General features: G+C 70.1%; 14 protein-coding genes. 9 read left to right on the top strand and 5 right to left on the bottom strand.

Going from position 1 to position 23,920, the window contains the following annotated elements; genetic code table 11:
- The 6 genes from Voc01_RS38200 (at window position 1) to Voc01_RS38175 (ending at window position 11,255) form a co-directional block, all read left to right on the top strand.
- Complete coding sequence (locus tag Voc01_RS38200; protein ID WP_203932569.1) at window positions 1-996, top strand: ABC transporter permease; 996 nt, start codon at window positions 1-3, stop codon at window positions 994-996.
- Window positions 993-2,516, top strand: coding sequence for a sugar ABC transporter ATP-binding protein (locus Voc01_RS38195; protein WP_203932568.1), 1,524 nt, complete (start codon window positions 993-995; stop codon window positions 2,514-2,516). Before Voc01_RS38200 ends, Voc01_RS38195 begins: the two co-directional genes overlap by 4 nt.
- A complete protein-coding gene (locus Voc01_RS38190) occupies window positions 2,513-3,508 on the top strand; it encodes an ABC transporter permease (RefSeq protein WP_203932567.1) in 996 nt (331 codons plus the stop codon). The genes Voc01_RS38195 and Voc01_RS38190 overlap by 4 nt, the downstream gene beginning before the upstream one ends.
- 28 nt (window positions 3,509-3,536) lie before the next feature.
- Window positions 3,537-5,033, top strand: coding sequence for an aldehyde dehydrogenase family protein (locus Voc01_RS38185; protein WP_203932566.1), 1,497 nt, complete (start codon window positions 3,537-3,539; stop codon window positions 5,031-5,033).
- A gap of 247 nt (window positions 5,034-5,280) precedes the next feature.
- Window positions 5,281-9,534 carry a LamG-like jellyroll fold domain-containing protein gene (locus Voc01_RS38180; protein WP_203932565.1) on the top strand — a complete coding sequence of 1,418 codons (4,254 nt, stop codon included), beginning with the start codon at window positions 5,281-5,283 and terminating at the stop codon, window positions 9,532-9,534.
- Between the two features lie 368 nt (window positions 9,535-9,902).
- Window positions 9,903-11,255 carry an FAD-dependent oxidoreductase gene (locus tag Voc01_RS38175; protein WP_203932564.1) on the top strand — a complete coding sequence of 451 codons (1,353 nt, stop codon included), beginning with the start codon at window positions 9,903-9,905 and terminating at the stop codon, window positions 11,253-11,255.
- Between the two features lie 134 nt (window positions 11,256-11,389).
- Here Voc01_RS38175 and Voc01_RS38170 read toward each other — a convergent pair whose 3' ends face one another.
- Both Voc01_RS38170 and Voc01_RS38165 read right to left on the bottom strand, forming a co-directional pair.
- Complete coding sequence (locus Voc01_RS38170) at window positions 11,390-12,826, bottom strand: GGDEF domain-containing protein (protein WP_203932563.1); 1,437 nt, start codon at window positions 12,824-12,826, stop codon at window positions 11,390-11,392.
- Between the two features lie 125 nt (window positions 12,827-12,951).
- On the bottom strand, window positions 12,952-13,110 hold the full coding sequence (locus tag Voc01_RS38165) for a hypothetical protein (RefSeq protein ID WP_203932562.1): 159 nt from the start codon (window positions 13,108-13,110) through the stop codon (window positions 12,952-12,954).
- 206 nt (window positions 13,111-13,316) lie between these two features.
- On the opposite strand from Voc01_RS38165, the gene Voc01_RS38160 reads away from it, so the two are divergent.
- The 3 genes from Voc01_RS38160 (at window position 13,317) to pgk (ending at window position 19,971) form a co-directional block, all read left to right on the top strand.
- Window positions 13,317-15,878 carry an NACHT domain-containing protein gene (locus tag Voc01_RS38160; protein WP_203932561.1) on the top strand — a complete coding sequence of 854 codons (2,562 nt, stop codon included), beginning with the start codon at window positions 13,317-13,319 and terminating at the stop codon, window positions 15,876-15,878.
- Window positions 15,879-15,998: 120 nt separating this feature from the next.
- Window positions 15,999-18,554, top strand: a complete 2,556-nt coding sequence (locus Voc01_RS38155) for an NB-ARC domain-containing protein (RefSeq protein ID WP_239160799.1) — start codon at window positions 15,999-16,001, stop codon at window positions 18,552-18,554.
- A 160-nt stretch (window positions 18,555-18,714) separates the two neighbouring features.
- Window positions 18,715-19,971, top strand: a complete 1,257-nt coding sequence (pgk, locus tag Voc01_RS38150) for a phosphoglycerate kinase (RefSeq protein ID WP_203932560.1) — start codon at window positions 18,715-18,717, stop codon at window positions 19,969-19,971.
- Here pgk and Voc01_RS38145 read toward each other — a convergent pair.
- The 3 genes from Voc01_RS38145 to Voc01_RS38135 form a co-directional block, all read right to left on the bottom strand.
- Complete coding sequence (locus Voc01_RS38145) at window positions 19,949-20,770, bottom strand: thioesterase domain-containing protein (RefSeq protein WP_203932559.1); 822 nt, start codon at window positions 20,768-20,770, stop codon at window positions 19,949-19,951. The genes pgk and Voc01_RS38145 overlap by 23 nt on opposite strands.
- A complete protein-coding gene (locus Voc01_RS38140) occupies window positions 20,760-23,000 on the bottom strand; it encodes a lantibiotic dehydratase (RefSeq protein WP_203932558.1) in 2,241 nt (746 codons plus the stop codon). Before Voc01_RS38140 ends, Voc01_RS38145 begins: the two co-directional genes overlap by 11 nt.
- Window position 23,001: 1 nt before the next feature.
- Window positions 23,002-23,920 (bottom strand): phosphopantetheine-binding protein (locus Voc01_RS38135; protein ID WP_203932557.1); only part of this gene is annotated, 919 nt, incomplete at its 5' end.

Here is a 23,920-nt window from a genome sequence, read left to right as displayed (position 1 = left end):
GTGCAATCCGAGGTCGTCGACACGTCTCGCCGCCACCCGCGGCGGGGCGTGTCGTTCCGGGACGCCGGTCCACCGGCCGCTCTGGTCGTCATCTTCGTGTTGTTCGCGGTCCTGAGCCCGCAGTTCCGCAGCATCGACAACGTCCAGAACATCATGGACGCCGCAGCGGTGCTCGCCGTCGTCACCTGCGGCATCACGTTCGTGCTGATGATGGGGTCCATCGACCTGTCGGCCGCCGGCGTGATGGGTGCCTCGGCCCTGACCGTGTCGCTGCTGGTGGCCAACAACCGCACCGACAACGACTTCGGGCTCCTCGGTATCGCGGTCGCCATCGTGCTGGGCTGTGCGTTCGGCTGCCTGAGCGGACTGGCACTGGTGCTGCTGAAGGTGCCGTCGTTCATGGCCACCCTGGGGGTGTCGGCCGTCGGGCTCGGCGTCGCCACGCTGATGTTCGCCGGCGTGCAGCCCAACGTCTCCGACCCCATGCTCAAGAGCTGGGCGATCGAGCGTTTCCTCGGGTTCTCCTATCTGACCTGGATCGCCGCAGCGTGCATCCTGGTGGGCTGGCTCGTCCAGCGCTACACCCGGCTCGGCCGGTACGCCTTCGCGATCGGCGGGGCCGAGGAGGTGCTCCTGCTCTCGGGCGTGCGGGTGAAGCCGTACAAGGTCGCGGTCTTCGCGCTGGCGGGCGCCTTCTACGGGTTGGGCGGGGTCATGGTGACCAGCCAGCTCGGCGCCGGCCTCGTCCAGGCCGGCAGCGGATACGACTTCTCGGCCATCACCGCCGCCGTCGTCGGCGGCACCCTGCTCACCGGGGGACGGGGCGGCATCCTGCACTCCGCCGTGGGTGTCCTGCTCGTCATGGTGCTCACGAACGGACTCGTGCAGGTCGGGGTCAGCCCGTACTGGCAGGGCGGGGTCGAGGGCCTCATCGTCGTGGCCGCGGTCGCCGCCGCGGTCATCCCGCAGCGTCGAAGGAACCAGGTGGTCAAGTGAGCGAGACGGTACCCGCCTTGGAGGTCCGGGGCCTCGTCAAGCACTACCCGGGTGTGAAGGCCGTCGACGGCGTCGACCTCGTGGTCCGCCAGCACGAGGTCCTCGGTCTGGCCGGCGAGAACGGCGCCGGCAAGTCCACGCTGCTCAAGGCGCTGGTCGGCCTGGTCTCCCCGGACGCCGGCGAGATCTACGTCCGCGGCCGGGCCGTCAAGCTGCGCAGTGTCGTCGACGCCGCCAACCACGGCATCGGGATGGTCTTCCAGGAGCAGTCCCTGGTGCCCAACCTGACCGCCGCGGAGAACATCCTGCTCGGCAGCGAAGGGGGAGCGGTCCGTCGGGGTGTCTACCGCTGGGAGACCATGCGCCGCCTGGCCCAGGAGCAGCTCGACAAGATCGGTTCGACGATCGACCCGCTCGCCCGTACCGACACGCTCACCTTCGCCGACCGGCAGATGGTCGAGATCGCGAAGGTGCTGCGCATCGAGGAGCGCAGCCAGCACCCGCCGGTCATCATCCTGGACGAGCCGACCTCGGTCCTGGAGTCGAAGGAGATCGACACCCTCTTCGCACAGATCCGCCGGCTCCGTGAGATCGCCTCGGTCGTCTTCGTCTCCCACCGGCTCGACGAGGTGCTGGACGTGTGCGACCGGGTGGCCGTGCTGCGCGGCGGCCGGTCGGTCGGCGAGGTCGCCGCGGCCGGAGCCGTCCCGCGCGACCTGCACCGGATGATGATCGGGTCCACCGGGTCCGACGACCACTACCACGAGAACGCCGCCGTACCCGTCGTCGCCGAGCAGCCCCGGCTGTCGGTACGCGGGCTTTCCGGCACGTCGTTCCGCGACGTCGACCTCGACGTGGCCGTGGGCGAGATCGTGGCGATCGTCGGCGTCCACGGATCCGGTCGCGAGGACGTCTGCCGCGCGCTGTTCGGCGCCGAGCCGACGACCGCGGGCGAGATCCGGCTGGACGGGAAGAGGATCGACCTGTCCAGCACGCGTGCCGCGTGCGCGGCCGGCATCGGCTACGTCCCGGCCGAACGCAAGGTCGAGGGCATGGTCGGGCCGATGTCGGTGGCCGAGAACATGACCCTGACCAAGCAGAAGGCCCGCTGCGCGGGCCCGTTCGTGGCGCCCAGGAAACAGGCCGGCCTGGTGGACCGCTGGATCCAGCGGCTGTCCATCCGCACGCCGAGCCGCGATACCGCCATCCAGCGGTTGTCCGGCGGCAACCAGCAGAAGGTGGTCCTGGCCCGGTGGCTGGTCGGCGGCGACATCGGGTTGCTCCTGCTGGACCACCCGACGCGCGGCCTGGACATCGGCGCCCGGTCGGAGGTGTACCGGCTGATGCGTGAGCTCGCCGCGGGTGGGGTCGCCACGGTGCTGCTGGCCGACAGCCTCGAGGAGGCCATCGGCATGGCCGACCGGATCCTGGTCATGAGCGACGGACGGGTCGTGGCCGAGGTCGCCTGCCCGAGTGGCGGCAAGCCGAGTCCTCTGGACCTCGTGAAAGAGATGGTATGAGCACTCCCGTGGCCACGAAGCCGATCGACGAACCCGCGACCGTCACGAGGGACCGGCGCACCGCCCGGCGACTCACCGGGTTCATGCCGCTCATCGCGCTGGTGGCGCTCATGGCGGCCCTGACCGTCGCCGACCCCGACTTCCTGACCCAGCGGAGCCTGACCGCGGCACTGCGGACCGCCGCCCCGCTCATCGTGCTCGCCGCGGGCGCGACGCTCGTCGTCCTCTGCGGCGGCATCGACCTGTCCATCGCGGCCCTGGCCTCACTGTCGACGGTCTTCCTCGCCCTGTGGCTGCCGGACCTCGGTGGCCTGGCCACACCGGCCGTCATCGCCGTCGCGGCGACGATCGGCGCGGTGCAGGGCCTGGCGCACGTGCTGCTGCGGCTACCGTCGTTCATCGTCACCCTCGGCGGGATGAGCATCCTGTCCGCGGTCGCCCTGGTCGTCTCCGGCGCCGGCACGGTGCGGGTGGTGGACGACTCGACGGTCAAGTGGCTCGACCTCTACGTCGCCGGCTACGTGCCGATGTCGACCGCGATGGCGGTCCTCGTCGTCGCCGTGATCGCCGTGATCCTCAGGGTCACGCCGCTGCGGAGCTGGATCTCGGCCACCGGGTACTCCGAGTCGGCGGCACGGCTGGCCGGCACGCCGGTCGACCTGGTCAAGATCGGTGCGTTCTGTGTCTCCGGCGCCTGCGCCGGGTTCGCGGCGGTCATGCTGGTCTCGCGTCAGTTCAGCGGCGGTCCGACCATGGCCGACAACCTTCTTCTTCCGGCGGTCGCGGCGATCGTCGTCGGCGGCACCGCGATCACCGGTGGTCACGGCAGCGTGTGGCGCAGCCTCGCCGGTGCGCTCGTCGTGACGCTGCTGCGCGTCGGCCTGCCGATCGTCGGTGTGCCGTCCGCCTACGAACAGATCCTGTACGGCGTCATCATCGTCATCGCCGTCGCGCTCACCCTCGACCGGTCCAAAATCTCGATCATCAAGTAGCTCCAGTCTGTATCTACGGAAGGCCACCATGTCCCACGAGAACTCCGCGCTCCTGCCCGCCGTCCGGTCGTTCCTGTCCGCGCCCAAGCGGCTGCTCATCGGTGGAGAGTGGGTCGACGCGAAGGACGGCAGAACGTTCGCCACCGTCAACCCGTCGACCGAGGAGGTGCTCGTCCAGGTCGCGTACGGGTCCGCCGTCGACGTGGACCGTGCGGTCGTGGCGGCCCGCACGGCGTTCGAGTCACCGTCGCCGTGGTCGAAGATGACCCCGCGCGAGCGTTCCCACCTGCTGTGGCGCATCGGCGACCTCATCGAGGCCCACGCCGACGAGTTCGCCCAACTGGAGGCGCTCGACAACGGCAAGCGCGTCGAAGCGGCCCGGGACGGCGACGTCGCGACCTCCGCCGAGCTCTTCCGCTACTTCGCGGGATGGGCGACGAAGATGGAGGGCACGACCATCCCGATGTCGGTGCCCGGTCGCGCCTTCCATGCCTACACCCGCCGCGAGCCGATCGGCGTCGTGGCCGGCATCGTGCCGTGGAACTTCCCGCTGCTGATGGCCTGCTTCAAGATCATCCCAGCCATCACCGCGGGGAACACCGTCATCCTCAAGCCGGCCGAACAGACTCCGCTGACGGCGCTGCGCCTCGGTGAGCTTCTGCTCGAGGCGGGTGTGCCCGCCGGCGTGGTGAACATCGTGCCCGGATTCGGCGACACCGGTGCCGCGCTGGTCGCCCACCCCGGTGTCGACAAGGTCGCGTTCACCGGCAGCACCGAGGTCGGCAAGAAGATCGCCGCCGCGGCCGCGGGCAATCTCAAGAAGGTCTCCCTCGAGCTCGGCGGCAAGGCCCCCAACATCATCTTCAACGACGCCGACCTCGACGCCGCGATCGCCGGCGCGGTGCTGGGCGGCTACTTCAACGAGGGGCAGTGCTGCGTCAACGGCTCCCGCCTCTACGTCCAGCGTGGTGTGTTCGACCGGGTCGTCGAGGGGGTGGCCGCGGCCGCCCGCGCCATCAAGGTGGGCGACGGCTTCGACCCGACGTCGCACATGGGTCCGCTCGTCTCCCAGGAGCAGCACGAGAAGGTGCTCGGCTACATCCGCGGGGCGGTGCGGGAAGGCGCCGTCCTGAACGCGGGAAGTGCCGACGCCGTCGGTGACCGCGGCTTCTTCGTGGCGCCGACGCTCATCACGTCCGTGACCGAGCGGATGGCCGTGCAGACCGACGAGATCTTCGGTCCGGTCGTCACCGCGGTTCCGTTCGACACCGAGGACGAAGTGGTCGCGGCCGCGAACGACACGGTGTACGGGCTCGCCGCGGGTGTCTGGTCGAAGGACATCGGTACGGCGCACCGCGTCGGTGCCCGGCTTCGGGCCGGCACGGTGTGGCTCAACACCTGGCACGCCGACGACGTCACGTTGCCCCGCGGTGGTTTCAAGCAGTCGGGCTGGGGCCGCGAGCTCGGTTCGTTCGGCCTGGACGACTACACCGAGCTGAAGACCGTCATCGCCGAGCTTCGATGACCGTGTGATCCGACGGGGCGGGCCCCGGAGACTCTCCGGGGCCTGTCTCCTCATCCGGACATGGTTCGCATATGAGAACCTCGCGAAACTGGGTTCACATACATGTACTCAGTTCTTGACTGTTCATTCATGAATGTCATACGTTCAGCCTCCGCGTGGCGGTGCCGCCCTACCGCCACGTCCGCCGAACCTCGAGGGATCTCGTATGAATGCGCCCCGTAGGTCACCCCGCTTCCCCCTCCATCGAATGCTCAGGCGTCTGTCCGGTCGGGCCACCGCGTCGTTCGCCGCGCTGGCACTGGTCGCCGGGACGACGGCCGCCGCCGCGTTGCCCGCGGCGGCCCAGGCGGCCCCCGCCGACGACGGACGACTGAACGTGCTGTTGTTCTACAAGTCCAACTTCCACGCCTCCCACGTACAGGCCCGGCAGGCCGTGCGTGACCTGGCGACCCAACTCGGCACGCAGTACAACCAGCCGGTCGAGATCCAGGAGACCGACGACCCGGCGGTGTTCAACACCGCGAACCTGGCCAACCGCGACACGGTGGTCTTCGCGCAGACCGGTGGCGTCCTGTTCAACGCCTCGCAGCGCGCCGCGCTCGAGTCCTACATCCGCGGTGGCGGCGGCTACATGGGCCTGCACTACACCGGATGGTCGGTCGGTGAGAGCGAACACGACGTCAACCCGTTCTACGCCCGCCTCGTCGGTGCGGTGTCCGAAGGGCACCCGGAGAATCCCGGCGTGCGGCCGGGCAGGGTGTTCGTCAAGGACACCGCTCACCCGCTCACCCAGGGCGTGCCGGCGAGCCTCACCCGCAGCGACGAGTGGTACGACTGGGTCGTCAACCCGGCGCCGTGGGTACGCACCCTGATCGAGGCCGACGAGACCTCGTACGGCATGGGCCGCCAGGGCTCCTCGCACCCGATCACCTGGTGCCAGCAGATCGACTCCGGCCGGTCCTGGTACACGGCCATGGGACACGAGGGCAGCGCCTACGCCGAGTCCTACATGCTCGCCCAGATGAAGAACGGCCTCGCGTACGCCGCCAAGCTGCTGCCCGCGGACTGCTCACCGCCGACGAAGGACCAGGCCGGCGCCTGGAGCGGCGTCATCCCGTGGCCGCTGGTCCCGATCAACATGGCCCTGACCTCCGACGGCAGGGTGCAGTCCTTCGGCAGCGTCGGAGGCTGGGGCAACGACACCACGCCGTACGACTGGACCGGCAACGACTCGGTCACCCAGGGCGGCCAGATGGAGGTCGACGTCTGGAACCCCGCCGTGCCACGCACGCTGGCGAACCTGCGCAACGGCATCCTGCCGAACACCACCTACACCGACCTGTTCTGCGCCATGCAGGTGCAGATGCCGCACGACCACTCCACCATGACGGTCGGCGGAGACGACGGACTGGGCGGAAACTCGCCCAACGACGCCGCCATCGGCGTCACCAGCTACACGACGAACAACGGGCTGCAGAACCGTGCGCCCATGAACTTCCCCCGGTGGTATCCGACGGGAACCGTCATGCCCAACGGTGACGTCGTCGTCCAGGGCGGAAGCCTGCGCGGCGGAACCGGCGGACCCGGGGTCCTCACCCCGGAGATCTACACCCCGGAACAGGGTTCGGGCTGGAAGAAGCTCGACGGTGCGAGGAGCCCGGCCGCATACGGAGACGGCGGCTCCGACCACGCCGGCGCCGACGAGAACCGCTGGTGGTACCCCCGCGCGTTCGTCGCGCCGACCACCGGCACGCTGTTCAACATCACCGGCACGCAGATGTACGAGCTGAACCCCGCCGGCAACAACGGAACCGGCCAGCTGACGCTTCGCGGAACGCTGCCCACCGCCATCGCCAACCAGGGCGCCAACGGCAACCCGGTCGGTGCCACCTCGACCGCCGCGATGTACCGTCCCGGCAAGATCCTCCAGGTCGGGGGCGGCTGGTGGGGCAACGGCGGCGGCCCCGACGGCGCCCGCGCCGGCTTCGTCGTCGACATCACCGGTGGCACCGCCAACCCGGTCGTCACGGCGACCAGGCCGATGAAGTACCAGCGCCACTGGCCCACCGCGACGGTCCTGCCCGACGGCAAGGTGCTCGTCACCGGCGGCGCCCGGGAGAACAACGGCAACGGTGGATACGTCACCAACCCCGAGATCTGGGACCCGGACACCGGCAACTGGACCGAGGTCGTCCTTCCGCACGAGCACGCCCGGCTCTACCACTCCACCGCCCTGCTCCTGCCCGACGGCCGGGTCATGATCGGCGGCGGCGGTACCCCCGGCCCGCGCAACTACACGGACGTGGAGTACTACTCGCCGGGCTACCTGTTCGACGGCAACCAGCCCGCCGTCCGTCCGGTGATCAGCTCCGCGCCGGCGAAGATCGGCTACAACGGCACCTTCCAGATCACCGCGACGGGCACGGTGTCCCGCGTCGCGCTGGTCCGCAACGGTTCGGTGACGCACGGGTTCAACAACGACCAGAACTTCCAGAACCTGGCGTTCAGCCAGACCGGTGGCACCGTGAACGTCACGGCGCCGCTCAACGGCAACTACGCACCGCCCGGCGCGTACATGCTGTTCGTCTTCGACACCAACGGCACCCCGTCGGTCGCGAAGATCGTGCAGATCGACCCCGCGGTGAAGCTGGCGCAGCTGAACCCGCGGGTCGTCGACCAGTTCGAGTACCCGCGCCTGCCGGCCGAGTGGCGCACCGCCAACCCGCCCACGACGGTCGATGTCGCCGCCGGCAACAGCCGGATGGTGCCGTGGGCGGTCGGTAGCCCGGTCCAGCTGGTACGCGGCACCGCCACCGGCCAGGGCGGCCTCGGCCTCACCGGCTACCAGCTCGCCCTGGGCGCCTCGGGCAGCATCACGCGCACCGTCAACGACCTCACCCCCGGAACCACCTACCGGATCTCGCTGCGCTACGCACGCGACGCCCGGGCGGGCGGCACCGGCGCGGCGACGGCCGCACTGTCGATCGGCAACCTGAGTACGACGCTCACCGCCCCGACGACCCTGCCCTCCACGGCCGCCTACGGCACGTACGTCGGCACCTTCACGACCCCGACGGCGACGACCACGCTCACGCTGCGGGGGACCGGTGTCGGCCTCATGGTCGACGACCTGGTGATCGTCGGCGACAACCCGCCACCACCGGCCACCGGCATCCCGATCCGCTACGAGTTCGAGGAGGGAACGGGCACGTCGGCCGCCAACACCGGCACCGTCGGCAGTGTCGGAGCCGCCGTCCTGACCGGGACCACCGGCTGGTCCACCAACGGTGTGCTCGGCAAGGCGATCAACCTGCCCGGCGGCAGCACCGCCAACGCGGTGGACCTTCCGGACAACCTGCTCCAGGGCGCGGTGAACTTCTCCACCGGGTTCTGGGTGCGTCCCGACACCAGGAGCAACTGGACCAGCCTTTTCCACATCGGTGACGGCACCGGCTCGGCCGGGAGCTACTACCAGATCCAGATGCAGACCCAGGCGAGCGGGAGCACCGGGCTCGCGGTCACCTTCAAGGGGAAGACCGGCCCGGAGGAGCGGGTCTACGCCAGCCCGGCGCAGGATGTGGTGGCGGGCCAGTGGAACCACGTGGCCTTTACCCGCCAGGGCTCGATCGGCACCCTGTATCTCAACGGCGTGGTGATCGCCACGCGCACCGACCTGACCGTCGGCATGACCGAGGTCGGTCCGACGGCCAACAACTGGCTGGGGCGCAACGGATACCCGGACGCGGCGTTCGACGGTCTGATGGACGACGTCCGGGTGTACACGTCGACGCTGACCGCGGGAGACGTCGCGGCGATGTACAACGAAGGTGTCGCGGTCCGGTACACCTTCGACGAAGGCACGGGCACCACCGCGGCGAACACGGGAGCGACGTCGTCGATCGGTGCGGCGTCGTTGACGGGTACCACGTCCTGGAGCACCGCCGGCCGGTACGGCCCGGCGGTGTCCCTGCCCGGCGGTGCGGCGGACTCGGGCAACCAGGTCCGGCTGCCCGACAACATCGACGCCGGGCTGACCACGCAGTTCACCGTGTCCTTCTGGGCGAACCCCGACACGCTGCCCAGCTGGGTGCCGCTGCTGCAGATCGGCAGCAGCACCGACACGTTCTTCCTGCTCCAGTCGTCCACGAACGGCACGACCACCGGGTTCGGGGCCACGTTCAAGGCACCGGGCGTGGCGACGCAGGAACGGCTCCTGCTCGGCGCGGGCAGGGACCTGCCGCTCAACACGTGGACGCACGTGGTGTTCACCATGAACGGCTCCACCGCGAAGATCTACTTCAACGGTGTCCTGCAGGCCACCCGTACCGACTTCACCATCGGCATCGGCGATGTCGGCGTGGGCGGCAACACCACGGCGAACTTCATCGGTGGGACGAGCTGGGGGGACGCGAGGTTCGACGGACTGATCGACGACTTCCGGTTGTACGGCTACGAGCTCAGCGCCGAGCAGGTGACCCAGCTGCACGCGGGTCGCCGGTGATTCGACCGCGGACGCCGGTGCGGTCCGAGCGACCACCATTGATGGCATGACGACGTGGGCCCGGGAACCTCCCGGGCCCACGCCTGTCGGGGTACCGGGCCGGGCGGCCGGCCGGAATACTGATGGCCGCTGGCCGAGGAGGGCCGTCGCCACGTGCACCAGCGGGCGGCGTGCCAGTTCCCGGGTCGCCGGTACCGCGCGGCCCGAACTGGCGGTAGCTCTGCCCGATGAGATCGCCGTCCGGGCCGAGAGTGATCTGCAGGTCCACCGGCCCGAACGTAGGGGTTTGGAAAATCTCCGTCCATTCCCCTGCCCGCGACGGTTCCGCCCGCGCTACATTGCCACCCATCGTTGCGAGGGAGGCACGTATGGCAACCGGCAGGGATCGTGCTGTCGTCCTCGGAGGAAGCCTGGCCGGTCTGCTGTCGGCCCGCGTGCTCGCCGCCACATACGCCGATGTGGTCGTGGTGGAGCGGGACGACGTCGCCGTCGCCGTGAACTCCGAACCGCGGCGCGGGGTTCCGCAGGGGCGGCACGCGCATGGCCTGCTCGCCGCGGGTCTGCGGGCCATCGAGGACCTGCTGCCGGGCACGACGGACGACGTCGCGGCCGCCGGGGTCCCGATGGGTGACATGTCGGGCAACGTCAGGATGTGCCCGAACGGCAGACGGCTCAAGCAGGCCGACGTCGGGCTGGCCGGGCTCGCGCCGAGCCGGCCGTTCCTGGAGAACTACGTGCGCAGCCGGGTGGCGAAGCTGCCGAACGTGGACCTGCGTGGCGGCACCGACATCGTCGGGCTCGTCGCCTCGGCCGATTCGAGGGGCGTCACCGGTGCCCGGGTCCAGAGGAGAGAGGCCACCGCGGCCGAGGTCATCGAGGCGGACCTGGTGGTGGACGCGACCGGGCGCGGCTCGCGCACGCCGCGCTGGCTCACCGAACTCGGATACGAGCAGCCGCCCGAGGAACGCCTCGACATCGACCTGACCTACACGACCCGCACCTACCGGCTCGGCCCGGCGGCGCTCGGCGGCGACATCGTGATCCTGATCGGGCCCACCCTCACCCGTCCCCGCGGCGGGGTGATCCAGATCGGCGAGGACAACCGCGCGATCGTCACCCTGTTCGGCATCCTCGGCGACCAGGCACCCACCGACGACGAGGGCTTCCTCGCCTTCGCGAAGACCCTGCCGATACCCGACCTGTACGAGGCGATCCGGGTCGCCGAACCGATCGACCGGCCGGTGCTCATCCGGTTCCCGGGCAGCGTGCGCCACCGCTACGACAAGCTGCGCCGCTTCCCGGCCGGGCTGCTCGTGATCGGCGACGCGGTGTGCAGCTTCAACCCCATGTACGGCCAGGGCATGAGTGTCTCGGCCGTCGAGGCCACGATCCTGCGCGACCACCTCGCCGCGGGCGGGCCGGACTGGCGGCGGTTCTTCGCCGCGATCAGACCGGTGATCGACGTACCGTGGCAGATCAGCGTCGGCGCGGACAAGTCCTTCCCGGACGTGCCGGGAAGGCGCACGGTGATGGACCGCGTGATGAACCGGTACATCGGCCGGCTGCACGCCGCCGCCGAACGCGACGCACTGGTGTCCACGACGTTCGCCCGGGTCTCGAACCTGATCGCGCCGATGCCGTTGCTGCTGCGGCCGGACATCATGGTCCGGGTACTCGCGCGGGGCGGGCACCCGCGGGGAACTGTCGCACCGGCCGACTAGCGTTCCGCCCGTGCGCGACCCGCTGTACGCGAGCCGCTGGCGGCATTCTTCGCGCAGACGCCCGCCCGGCGAGTCGATGACCGTTTCCCGATCCTGCGCCGGATGTGCCCCGGGGCGTGCCGGCCCCGGCGTTCTCAACGGTTCGCCGCCTGCAGGCTGGCATCGGCCGCGCCGACCACCCGGTCGCGGCCCGATTCCTTGGCCAGATAGAGCATCCGGTCGGCGAAGGTGGTGAGCTGCCGCGTCTCGTCGACGTCGCCGGGTCGGCAGGCGATGCCGACCGAGACCGTGACCGTGATGGCGACCCCGTCGGTCACCTCGATCGGCCGGCGGGCGACCGCCTCGCGAACACGTTCGGCGATCATCCGTGCGTCTTCCGGCCGGGTCTGCGGCATCAGGACGACGAACTCCTCGCCTCCGTAGCGTGCGAGGACGTCGCTGGGCCGCACCGATTGCGACAGCCGGCGCGCGACCTCACGCAGGACCCGGTCGCCGCCGTCATGACCGTAGGTGTCGTTGACGCTCTTGAAGTGGTCGATGTCCAGCAGCAGCACCGCCACCGCGCGGTCACCGGTCTGTGGTAGCCGCGCCGCCGCGTTCTCGAAGTAGCGCCTCGTACGCAGACCGGTCAGCAGGTCGGTCACCGCCATCCGGCGCTGCACCGCGACCACGCCACCGAGCCGGGCGATCACCAGAGTGAACAGCACGCAACACGAGACGCAGGTCAGCGGGATGTACGTCGGCGCGCCGCGCACGTACTGCAGTAGCTGGGCCGCCGGCGCGAGCAGCGTGACGAGCATCAGCACGCCCAGCCGTACCGGACCCAGATCGAGATTCTCCGCCGTGGTGGGGGCGTACAGGTCGCTGGCCGACGGATGTACCAGGGCCGCGCCGAGAACGAGGCCGGAGACCATCCACAACAGCGACACCACGACGGTCCACCGGGTCTGCCCGTCCAGCGCGTCGAGCGTGTTGAGCGTGTCGGGAAGAATGGTCAGGGCCAGATAGCCGGTGATGCTGTAGATCGCCACCGACCTCGAGCCGCCGTCCAGCAGTAGACGCGCCCCGAGGCTGAGCAGCATCAGGTCACCCAAGGGGTAGGCGGCGGCCACGAGCCGGCTCGCCAGGCCGACGTCCGCGGCGCCGAGGATCGGGCCGATCAGGTAGATCCAGGTGAGCAGCCCGGCCGATACGGTGATGATCGCGGAGTCCAGCAGGCCGGGCAGGCTGTGCTGCGGTGTGCGCCGGTGCACCGTCAGCAGAAGACCGAGGCCCCCGACCGCGTACGAGGCGAGATAGAGGACGTCCGCGACGCTGGGCGGCGACGCGGTGCCCGCCAGCACGCCGGACGGCAGGAATCCCGCCACCAACACCAGCCCCATCGCGGCGACCAGCAGCCAAGGGCAGGCCGAGTTGAGACGGTACCGCCGGATGCCGAACAGGGCCGCGCCGAGGCCCAGGATCAACGCGAGCTCACCGAGCGCCATACCCACGTCAGCCGGGGCACCGGCCAGCGCCGCCACGACGAACGCGCCGACCAGGACCACGCTGGCGGCAAGGTAGTAGGTCATTGGCTCTCCGGTCTGAACGGCGCGATGCCGAGGTCGACCCACAATTCGGTCACGCACCGGACTTCCTGAGTCCGTCACCGCCGGAAAGTACGCCGGCGCCGGCGTGCACCTCTCCGACAACCGCATTACTCCGGTGGACAGGCCAGATCGCAGCCGAGCGCGGCCAGCAGGTCGGCTGCCGCCCCGGTCTCCACGCCCTCGGCCATGACCGGGAGTCGTTCCGTGGCACCAGCCTGCGGCACACCAACCTCGGCAACACCACGCTCGGGCAGGCCAACGGCCATGTCTCCTGCTGGGCTTGCCTCACGTCGATCCGGTTCGTCGGGGAACGGGAAGCGGCGATGCCGCGCCGTCTCCTGAGCCGCGTGAGCGACTGAGGATCGTCGTCGGGCGCCGGTAATGGGGCGGCGAGGCGAGACTGTTTCGCGTGTGATCGACGGGCGCCTTTCCCCGAGAATGGAGATCCTTCAGTCTCGGACGGGGGCGGATCGTGGCGCAGGAAGTGCTCATTGCGGCGTTGGTCGCCGGTGCCCGCACGGCCCGGTCCGCCGCGACCCCAACTGCCGTTCGCCACGCGTACGCGCGGCTGCTTGACCTGATCAGAGACCGGGCCGCCGCCAGGTATGTGGATCTCGTCCGGGTCGCCGACGACGGCGCGATCGGACCGGCGGTGCTCGGCGACCACATCGCCGACGCTCTGACCGGATCCGGAGTTGCCGCTGACGAGGAGGTTCTCGACGCCGCTCGGCTGCTTCTGGTCCTGGCCGGTCCGACGGTGGTCGACGTGGTGCAGGGCGGTCAGTTCGGCAACCACAATACGCAGCACAATTACTTCGTTCGGGACGAGGTCGAGACCGCCGCGGCCGAGCTGGCGCGGGTGATCCATCTGCAATGGGCGACGGAGAGCCACGAGCGGGGGCTGATGCCGCCGGCGTCGGTCATGACGACCTGGTGGATGAACACCGCGGATCCGGACGGCCGGGCCGGGCCGTCGGTGGCCGCGGCCCGTTACCGCGAAGTGCGCGAGCGGATGGCCGGTGACCTCGACGCCATCGTGACGTTGTTCCGTGGCTTGCCGGCGCGGCGGCTGGTGGTGCTGGGTGGCGAGGGTGCGGGCAAGACGGCGTTGGCGATGCTGCTCACCGTCCATCTGCTGCGGACCCGTACGCCGGGCGAGCCGGTACCGGTGGTGTTGAGCCCGTCGAGATGGCGACCGGCCGGTGAGGAGATCGAGAACTGGGTCGCCCGGCAGCTCGCCGACGACTATCCCGACATCTGCCCGTTGCCCCTGGCCCGGGAGCTGGTGGTGCGGGCGCGGGTGATGCCCGTCCTCGACGGGGTCGACGAGGTGGCCCCGGCGGCCCGACGGGCCCTGATCGATGCGGTCAATGCGGCGGCAGCCCGCGGAGTCCCGATGATCCTGACGGTCCGGTCGGGACCCGACGACGACCCGGCGGCCGTGGCGGAGAACCTGCTGGGTCGGGCAAGTGCCGTCCGGATCGAACCGCTGGCCGTGGCGGACGCGGCCGCCTTCCTGGCCCGGCCCCGCCCGAATGGAGTGACGGCGGCGGCCGGGTCGCTCGACCGGGTGCTCGCCTCGGAGGACAAGCCGCTGACCCGCGCGTTGACCTCGCCCCTGATGACCTCACTGACGAACCACCTGCTGACCCGGTCTCCGACGGCCGCCCGGGATCTCGCCGATTCGGAGCGGTTCGCCGATCTGGCCGCGGTCGAGGCGTACCTGATCCAGCAGCTGGTCCCCGCCGCCTACGGCCGGCGCCGGCGCCATTTCGCGGTGCCCACCAGGCTGATCGGCTACCGGCAGGCGAGCGCTGAGCGGTGGCTGACCTTCCTGGCACGGCACATGGAGCGGAACGGGTCGACGGCGTTCGCGTGGTGGGAACTGAACCGCGCGACCGGCCCGCTGTCGCTGCTGACCGCCGCCACCACGATCGGCTGCTTCACCGCGACGGCCTCGTGGCTGGTGGGGTTCGACATGCCCCAGACGATCTCAACCGCGGTCTGCTCGGCCATCGCGACGGCGGTAGCTCTGCGGTACGCGGGCGACCCGCTGATGAGAGTCGACGATGACCGCAGTCCCACTCCCCGCGCGGTGCTGATGCGAGAACGACGGCGGGCCACCCTGCGCAGCGTCGCCGGCGGAACGGTGTTCGGGCTTCTCCTCGGCCTCTCCTTCGGGTCCAATTTCGAACTCCGGCAGCACGTCGCGTTCGAGTTCGTCGTGATCTTCGGGGTGATGTTCGGCGTCGGGGCTCTGATGGACTCACCGTGGGGGCTCTACGCGTACTCACGGGCCTGGCTCGCGATGACGGGCAGGCTCCCGGTGCGGCTTGTGCGATTTCTCGAGGACGCGCACCGGCGTGGCGTCATCCGGCAGAACGGTGTCCGCTACGAGTTCCGGCACGGTCGGGTCCAGAAATGGCTTGCCGGCGGGCTTCAGCAACCGTCTCCGGACCCGTACGTCGCGTCGGCACCGACCGAGCGGCCGGTATGGCGGAACTTCGCCGCACGTCTGTGCGCCGCCGTGCCGGCCGCGTTCGTGGTCATGGTGACCGGGACCAACTCGGTCTCTCCCACGCCGTATCTGGCAGGCAACCGGCCGGAGACCGACGTGGTCACGCTCTCCTGCAATGTGACGGCTAACGGAGTAGGGGGAGGCGGATGCGCCAAGGACTACCGCGGGCACCGCTGGACCCTCGGCCGGGCCGGTTCCATCGACACGACCTTCGACGGCTACGGCCTTCGCGTCCTGACACCACGGCGGGTCCGGGGCGTGTTCCGGATGGAGTCCCCGGACTGCGCCGGTGCGGCCGTCGAGTGGCAGGTCCGCCTCGACGGGCGATCCGTCGCGGCCGGAATCCTGGACGACGATCGGGACCGGGGCGGTGTCCACGTCGATGTGACCGAGTGGCCCCGCCGCATCCAGGTCACCGCGAGGCGGACCGATCCGGCCGGCTGTGCTGTCGACCTGGTCGTCTTCGGACCTGCGGTTCTTCCGCGTGGACAGAACGACCGCAGCTCCCCGGACTGACAGCTCGACCCTCCGAGTTTCTCGACGAGGGGGTCCGGCGAGATCGATACGTTCTCCAGGTGTGAGTGACGGTCGGTCTTCCGGAACATAGGTGTCCATCGACCTGGGTGGGAGCGGTACATGTCGGCGGTAGAGGCGATCGTCGCGGCGTTGTTCGCCGGTGCTGGGATGCGACGACAGGGTCCGGCCTCGGCCGCCGTCGTGGCCGCGCACGTCGAGTTGAAGGAATTGATCAAGGATCGTGTCGGCGTCGCCCATGCCGAGGTCGTGCAGGAACTGGATGCCGATGGAGTCGAACCGGTGATGCTGCGGGACCGTCTCGGCGAGGTCTTGATCGAGTCCGGGGTCGGCGATGACGAGCAGGTGCTGGTCGCCGTTCGGCGGCTCTTCGCCTTGATCGATCTGGTGCCGGACCCGTCGTCCGGACCCTCGGCCGAGTCGCCGGACCGACGGTCGACAGCTTCGCCGGCATCTGACGTCGCATCGGTCAGGGGTGGCCAGTTCGGCGATCACAACTCGCAGTACAACTACTTCGGCGGGGTCGCGCCGGTCGGTGACGTCTCCGGATCTGGTTCAGTCGGAGTCGGGGGGAGTGTCTACGCGCCCCTGACCACCAACGTCGTTCACGCTCACGTCTATCCGGGGCGTGAGCCGGTCTGGCCGGTGCGTGTCGGAGTAGTGCCACCTCCGGTGCACTGCCGGCAGGACCGCCCGGCCGACCACCGGTTGGCTACTGCGATGGCTGAACCTGGCGCCGTGTTGGTAGGTCAGGTGGTGTCAGGACTCGGAGGGGTCGGTAAGACCCAGGTCGCCGCGACCATCGCGAATCAACTGTGGAGCGGAGGCGCGGTAGACCTGCTCGTCTGGGTGACCGCCACCTCGCGTGTGGGCATCATTGATGCCTATGCGCAAGCCGCGACCGCCAGTACCGGGATCGACGACCCGAACCCGCTGGACGGAGCGGATCGGCTGCTGGCGTGGTTGGCCGTCACCGATCGGCGGTGGTTGATCGTTCTGGACGACCTGGCGGACCCGGCCGACCTGACAGGTCTATGGCCGCCCGTCGTGGAACGGGGCCGTACGGTCGTGACGACCCGCAGACGCGACGCCGCGTTGCTGGCCGGCCGACGAGTGATCGACGTGGATGTTTTCACCCCAGCGCAAGCAAGAAACTATCTGCAGAGCAAGTTGGAGGACCATCCCCACCGGTTGGAACAGGCCGACGCACTGGCCTCGGATCTGGGTTACCTGCCGTTGGCCCTGGCCCAGGCGGCGGCATACATCCTCGACCGCGGAGTTCGTATGACCTGCGCCGCCTATCGGCAGCGGCTGGCCGACCAGCGCCGCCGGCTGTCTGAGTTGGCCCCTCATGCGCTGCCTGACCAGCATCAGGCGACTGTGTCCGCGACGTGGGTCCTGTCGATCGACCAGGCGGATCGGTTGGCCCCCGTCGGCATGGCTCGTCCTGTTCTCCAGTTGTGTGCGCTGCTCGATCCGAACGCTGTCCCCGGTGAGTTGTCCGCGAGCCGGGCAATCGCCAACTACTGCACCGACCGCCTGGGCCGGCCGATCGAAGCTCTCGACATCGATGACGCGTTGCATCTCTTGCGCCGCTTCAGTCTGATCACCATAGACGAGGTCGCAGGCGCGATTCGCATCCATGGCCTACTTCAACGTGCCGTGCGTGAGGCTGTTGCTCCTGATCAGATGCGCGCCCTGGCGCAGGCCGCCGCCGACGCGCTGCTGGAGATGTGGCCACCGGTGGAGTACGACGCCGCTCGTGCCCAGTTGCTTCGTAATAACGTCGCGAGGTTGTACGAGCACACCGGCTCGCTTCTCCTGGATGGAGAAGATGGTGTCCATCGGGTGCTGTTCAAGTCCGGAGACAGCGTCGGTCGCACCGGCCTCGCGATCAGCGCGTCCGAGTACTTTCAGAAACTGTCGATCGCGGTGGACGCGAGGCATGGTCCGGATCATCGAGACGTTCTCGAAACTCGCTACTTCGCAACCTTCTGGGCTGACAGTGAGGTCCCCGCAGAGAAGCTTGCTACGTTCATGACGCTGCTCGCCGACCAGACCCGTGTGTTGGGGCCGGGCGAACCGGATACGCTCAGAACCCGTGGGGACATCGCCACCTGGCGAGGGATGGCCGTCAACCCTGCTGAAGCCGTTGCTGAATTCGAGGTGGTCGAGGCCGACGCCGTCCGCCTGCTCGGCGCCGATCATCCTGTGATCTGGACGATCCGTAGCAACCACGCCTACTGGCGCGGCCTGGCCGGTGACAACGAGGGTGCGGTCGACGCGTTCCACGAAATCCTGTCCTACACATTGCGGCTGTATGGGCCCGATCATCCCCGGACCCTCTCGCGCCGCTACTACATCGCCTTCTTCCGCCGTGCAGGCGGAGACCCGGCGACTGCCATCGCCGAACTTTGGGATCTGGTGAGGGACACTACGCGAGCGCTCGGTCCTCACCACCGCGAGACTCTGGGCTACCGCGAAGACCTGGCCCACTGGCAGGGCGAAGTCGGAGACCCGGCCGGCGCTGCTGCAGCACTGGAAGAGTTGCTGGTCGACCAACGTCGGTTTCTTGGCCGGGACCACCCCGACACGTTGAGGACTCGCGACAAACTCCTGCACTGGCGCGGCGAACTCCGTAACAGCCCTCGCGGTTAGCTTCCAGTCGCCCTGTCGGCCGACAGTACCCGGCCTGATCAGCTGCGGCGACCTCTTGCCGCCCCGATACGTATGCCTGCGGGTCCCGATGCGAGCAGGTGGATTGCCGGCGGCGTGTCAGCGGCCATGCCGTGCGGCACAATACAACAGGGTCGGCTCGATGCGTCAGGACGTGGTCGTCATGTCACATGCTTCGCTGTCCGGGGTATCCGCGCTGCGGGATGTCCCTCTGCTCCGGGACGCGGTCGTCGAGCGCGGATCGCGGTGGGTCTATTCGGCGGGGTTCAACGTGCCCGCCGTGGCCGGCCGACGCGAGCTACCGGTCTCCGCGCGGATCGACAGCGAGGTCGCCGATCTGCGACGGCTGGTGCGAGGGGGCGCCAGGGTGGCTCTGCTCTCGCACCAGGGCGACGGCCCGGCTTCGGCAGCGCATCTCGGCCACGTCGCCGACTACCTCGGCCACAGGCTGGGAACGCGGGTGCAGTACGTGCCCGCGGCGGTCGGTGGGGAGGCGGTCGATCTCGCGCACACCATGGCTCCAGGTTCGGTCACCGTCTTCGGCAACACCCGCTTCTACGCCGGCGAACAGAACAACGACCCGCAGCTCGCCGCCGAGTTCGCGAAGCTCGGCGATCAGGTCGCGGTCGGCGGCTTCTCCAAGGCGCACCGTGCACACGCCTCGAATGTCGGCATACTGGCGCACCGCCCGGCGTTTCTGGCCGACAGCGTCGTCCGGGAGGTCACCGCGCTGGACCGGTGGGCCGGAACAGACGAGAGTCATTACTCGGTGGCGGTTCTGGGCGGGATGAAGCGGGAAAAGGTCGAGGTCGGTCTGGCGTATCTCGTCGACCGGTACGACCTCGTCATCGCCGGCGGCGTCGTGCTGAATGCGTTGCTGCGCGCCGGCGGGCACTCGATCGGTGGCTCCTTCCTCGGCACGTCGGCCGACCGCATGGTGGCGGCGGCCCGCATGGTGCGGTCCCGGCCACGGCGCGCGGAGCTGCACGTCGCGTCGGAGGTGTTCGTCCGCGCGGCCGGGAACCGGCACGCCGACGTGCGGCGGGCGCGGGTCAGCGAGCCGATCCCCGACGCCGACATGATCGTCGACTTCGTTCTCGAACCCTGGGCCCTCGGCCGGCTGAGCGGCTCGCGTGGCCGCCCGGTCAGGTGTCTGCTCGCCGGAACGCCAGCGCTGTACGTCGATGGCTGCCGGGCAACCACCGACGTCATCCTCGGCGCTTTCGCGTTGCAAGGTGACAACGCACTGCTGCTCGGCGGCGACACCGTGGCGGAGCTGCCGTGGTCGGGCCGGCGTAGCGCCGGCGGCGGTTCGGCGTTGACGTTCCTGGCCACCGGGTCGTGTCCGGTTCTCGACGCGATGCGCGGCCGCCCGGTCAGCGGCCGGCGCCACGCGTGACCGCGGTGCCGGGCCGGTCCGCGGCAACGAGCCGCGCGACGGCGTCGACGACGCCGGGATCACCCAGGAAGTCCTCCCGGGCGACGTCGAACCGACGGCACGGCCCGTCGAGGCCGTCGGGGAAGGGGTGGTCGGCGGAGATGAAGGCGTGCGCGTCCGGAGCGGGCGCGCTGCCGTACAGGGCTCCCGCCGCGCACAGGTAGTCGAGGTAGCGCCGGAAGTGGAGCACCAGCTCGTCGCCGAGGTCCGGGGCGAGGTCCAGGCGGACGAAGCTGTCGCGCACCATCGCCTCGTACCGGCCGGACAGGTCCGCCGCCAGGGCGAGCAGATGTCCCGGGCCGCCGTCCGCGACCGGTCCGGTACCGGCGACGTCGGGTGCTCCGGTGGCGGTTTCCTGTCCCATCGCCCGTGCGACCAGACGGAACTGGTACCGCAGCGTCTCCGCCGACACCGGCTCCGGATCGATCAGCACGACGGCAGGCGCCGGCCGACCCGAGGCGGCGAGACGCCGTGACATCTCGATCGCGAACGGACCACCGGCGCAGTAGCCGATGACGGCCACCACGTCGTCGATCTCGGCGAGTTCCCGCATCCACGCGGCCAGGTACGGTCCCGGGTCGCCGGTCCGCCGATCCGCGACCTCCTTCGGAACCGCCGTCCTCATCATGGTGTGGCTGCCCGGCAGGGCGGCGGCCATGTGAGAGAACGTCGCTCGGGCATGGGTGCCGACGAAGTCCACGGCGGCGATCGTCGTGCCGCTCTGTCCGGAGTGGACCGTCCTCCAGTAGTCACGCTCCACGGACCTCTCCTTTCGTCCACGGCTCGCGCCGCGGGCTGCCCGTCAGGTTGTCGACGGCGATCATTCGGAGCTCGGACGTGTACCGGCGGCCGGCCGGGTCGGTGAGCCACAGATCCTCCGGGCCGGGGAGCATCTCGGCCAGGCGGACGTCGCCGGTACCGCTCGGCGGGCCGCAGGCCCGGATCAGGTTGCGGACCAGCAGCGGAGCCTGGAGGTCGACGTAGAACGGCTTGGTAGCGGGCGCCGTCCGCGCGAAGAGATGTCGTGGTAGCCCGCGCGCGGCGAGGTCCGCCCGGATGCGCTCCACCGCCCGGACGCCCCCCGCGAGGTGTGCTCCCGGGACGGTCCAGCTCCGTCGCTGAACGACGAGATCGTCGAGGACGACCCGGGGGGTGGACGGCCGCGGTGCGGTGATCCGGAACCGGTCGACGACCAGTGCTGTCAGCATGTCGCCGAGAACCTCCAGGACCGGTGCGTGCCATGCTCCGCCGGGTGCCTCGACCACCAGCCTCCCGTCGTGGTTTCCGACCGTCAGCGCGGCCGCCGGCCACGCGGGTGAGCCGTCCGGCGCGCCGGAGTCGAGCCCGGTGGACCAGTAGACGTAGCGGCCGGGGACGTGCACGGTCAGCGGAGGGTAGGTTCGTGGACTGACCTCCGGGGAGTCGACCGGCGGCAGCGCCACGACGCGCCCCGCCGCCATGTCGGACGCGGTCGCGCCGATCAGCCACCGCGGGTCGTCGGACTGCGTGTGAAAGACCCGGCTCTCCAACGTGTTCAGGGCGACATGCAGCTCCCCGAGGATCCACTGTGGCCTGTCACCGCGCAGGGACAGCATGAGGTCGGGGCTGTGGTAGCGGGCACCCTGCCAACGCGCGGCGCGGGCGGGGAACAGCGCTGCGGCCCGGGAGCCGATATCGGCCGAGGACAGGCGCACGACGGGCCGGTCGTCGTCGGGCAGCAGCTCGCGCCACCGTAGGTGGAAGTCGGTCATCACCTCGTCGATCACCGTTCCGGGACGACCGGCGAGGACGTCGGCGACGCTGAAGTAGAGCTCGCTGAGGCGGATCTGCCGGCCGGTCCGGCCCAGCTCGGCGTGACGGACGCGCAGCGCGGCCTCGACGGCGTCCGCCACTTCGGCGGCGAGCCACCGGGCGCTGTCGAGGACCAGACCGAGGGGACGTCGCAGCGCGTCCATCGCATTCCGGCCGATATCGACATCGAGGTCCCGCCGGCAGTCCACATAGGCCGGTGTGCGACCTACCCGGGCGCGGTCCTTCGAGCGGTGGCCGGCCGCGCCGGTGAGCCGGGACACGGTGCGGGACAACGCGGACAGCGCCTCGTGCAGGCGCCACGGATCCCCGACGGCCTCGGCGACGGCGTCGCGCGCGCGTTCGATCTCGTCCACCTCGGCGAGGAGCACCGCCCGGGTGTCGGCGCACGTGATCCAGGCGACCTGCTCACGCAGGTGCGCGGCCGGCGACTCGTCCATAGGGATCCGGAATCCGATGTCGACGATGCCCGCCGAGCCGAGCCGGACGAGTTCCTCCTGCACCTCGGCCGCCGTCGTGCCGGATCGTCGCGCGGCTTCAGCCGCGGTGCGGGAAACCGTGAGCCGGTGGTCGTCCCGCAGCACGTCGAGCACGGCCGCGACGGGTCCGGAGACCGGGGGACCGGCGCGCGACGGAAGTCGTAGGACCCGGCCGTCCCACCAGACGGCCGGGTGCAGACGGACCGGCAGATGTGGCAGGAGCCGCCCGTCCCGGCGCCACCGCGCGCCGAGTGCGACGAGGACCCACGGCTCCAGATAGACGGTGCTGTGGCGGATCTCCGTCGTCCCGCTCACCGCCACCCCGTCGTGTTCGGTGTCGAGGCGGGCCCATGCGACCGGGCCGAACGAGCCGATGGTGTCGTTCTTGGCGCAGTAGCGCTGCAGGTACCGGGCGATGGTGGCCGCGCGCTTGCCGGTGCAGCGCGGAGGATCCCCGTCGCGGGCGGCCGCGCTGTACGCGCCCACCCAGTTCTCGACCAGCGGCGGGTTCTGCCACGAGAGGGCTTCCACGATGCGCGGTTCGCCGAGCGCCCGGCCTATCGCGGTCCCGGCACCGTCGCTGCCGGCCCCGACGGCCAGACCATCCAGCCAGTCGAACGGCGTGCCGGCGCTGCGGAGCGCGCCGACGCGCCACACCGACCACTCGGACGTCAGCGGGACGGTGTGGGCAGCCTGCGCCATCTCAGACGGTTCCCAGACGTCGCAGCTCGGCCGAGAGGGCGGCGACCGTGGGGTGGTCGAAGAGTGCGGCGATGCTGAGGTCGACGCCGAACGTGTCGCGGATCTTCGACATCAGTTCGACGGCCATCAGCGAGTTCCCGCCGAGTTCGAAGAAGTCGGAGTTCTCGCCCAGATCCTCCGTGCCGAGGGCGTCGCGCCAGAGCTCCAGCAGCCGGTGCGTGTCATCGGTTCCGGGCGCCACCGGTGGGGGCGCGGCGCGCCGGTCCGGTTCTGCCGGTGTCGCGAGCGGCTGCACGCCCGGGCCCGCTCCCGGGTGCCGGAGAGGGGCGCCGGTACCGCCGGCGGCATCGGCGCGTGCGCTCAGCGGCACCGGGTGCGCATCGCGGAACGGTCGGACGACGACCTGGCGCGGGGTCCGGACGCTGAGAAGATCGAGCAGCATGCGTGCACCGACGCGCGGAGCGATCCCGACCGACCCGTTGCGCTCCGGGTCCGCCCCTGCCGGATCGACCCCGTCCGGTCCGCCGGTAGTGGCGGGCTGCGGCAGGAACGACCCGTCGGTGACGGCCCGCATGGTGTAACCACGCACCCGCGCGACGACGGTGCCGTCGGATGCCACGAGATCCACGTCGGCCACGATCGTCCCGGGCGGACTGTCTTGCCGGCGCCGGATGTGGCTGTGCAGTTCGGCCGGGAGCGCCGTGAGAACGGTCAGTTCGCGGTACATGAACGGCAGGTGGAACGGGTCGGTTTCCGGATCGCGGGCGAACGACGTCGCCGAGTCGAGCAGCGCCGGGTGCAGATGGTGGTCGTCGAGGTCGCCGCGGAACGCGGCAGGCAGGGCGAGGTCGAACAGGCTCTCCCCGGGCATGTCGGGGTCCATCGATGCGCCGGCGACGTTGTTCCACCGTGGGCCCAGG

This window comes from Virgisporangium ochraceum, assembly GCF_016863655.1.
GTDB lineage: Bacteria > Actinomycetota > Actinomycetes > Mycobacteriales > Micromonosporaceae > Virgisporangium > Virgisporangium ochraceum.
Note: the sequence above shows the minus strand (reverse complement) of the source record. Positions and strands in the feature narration are given on the sequence as shown.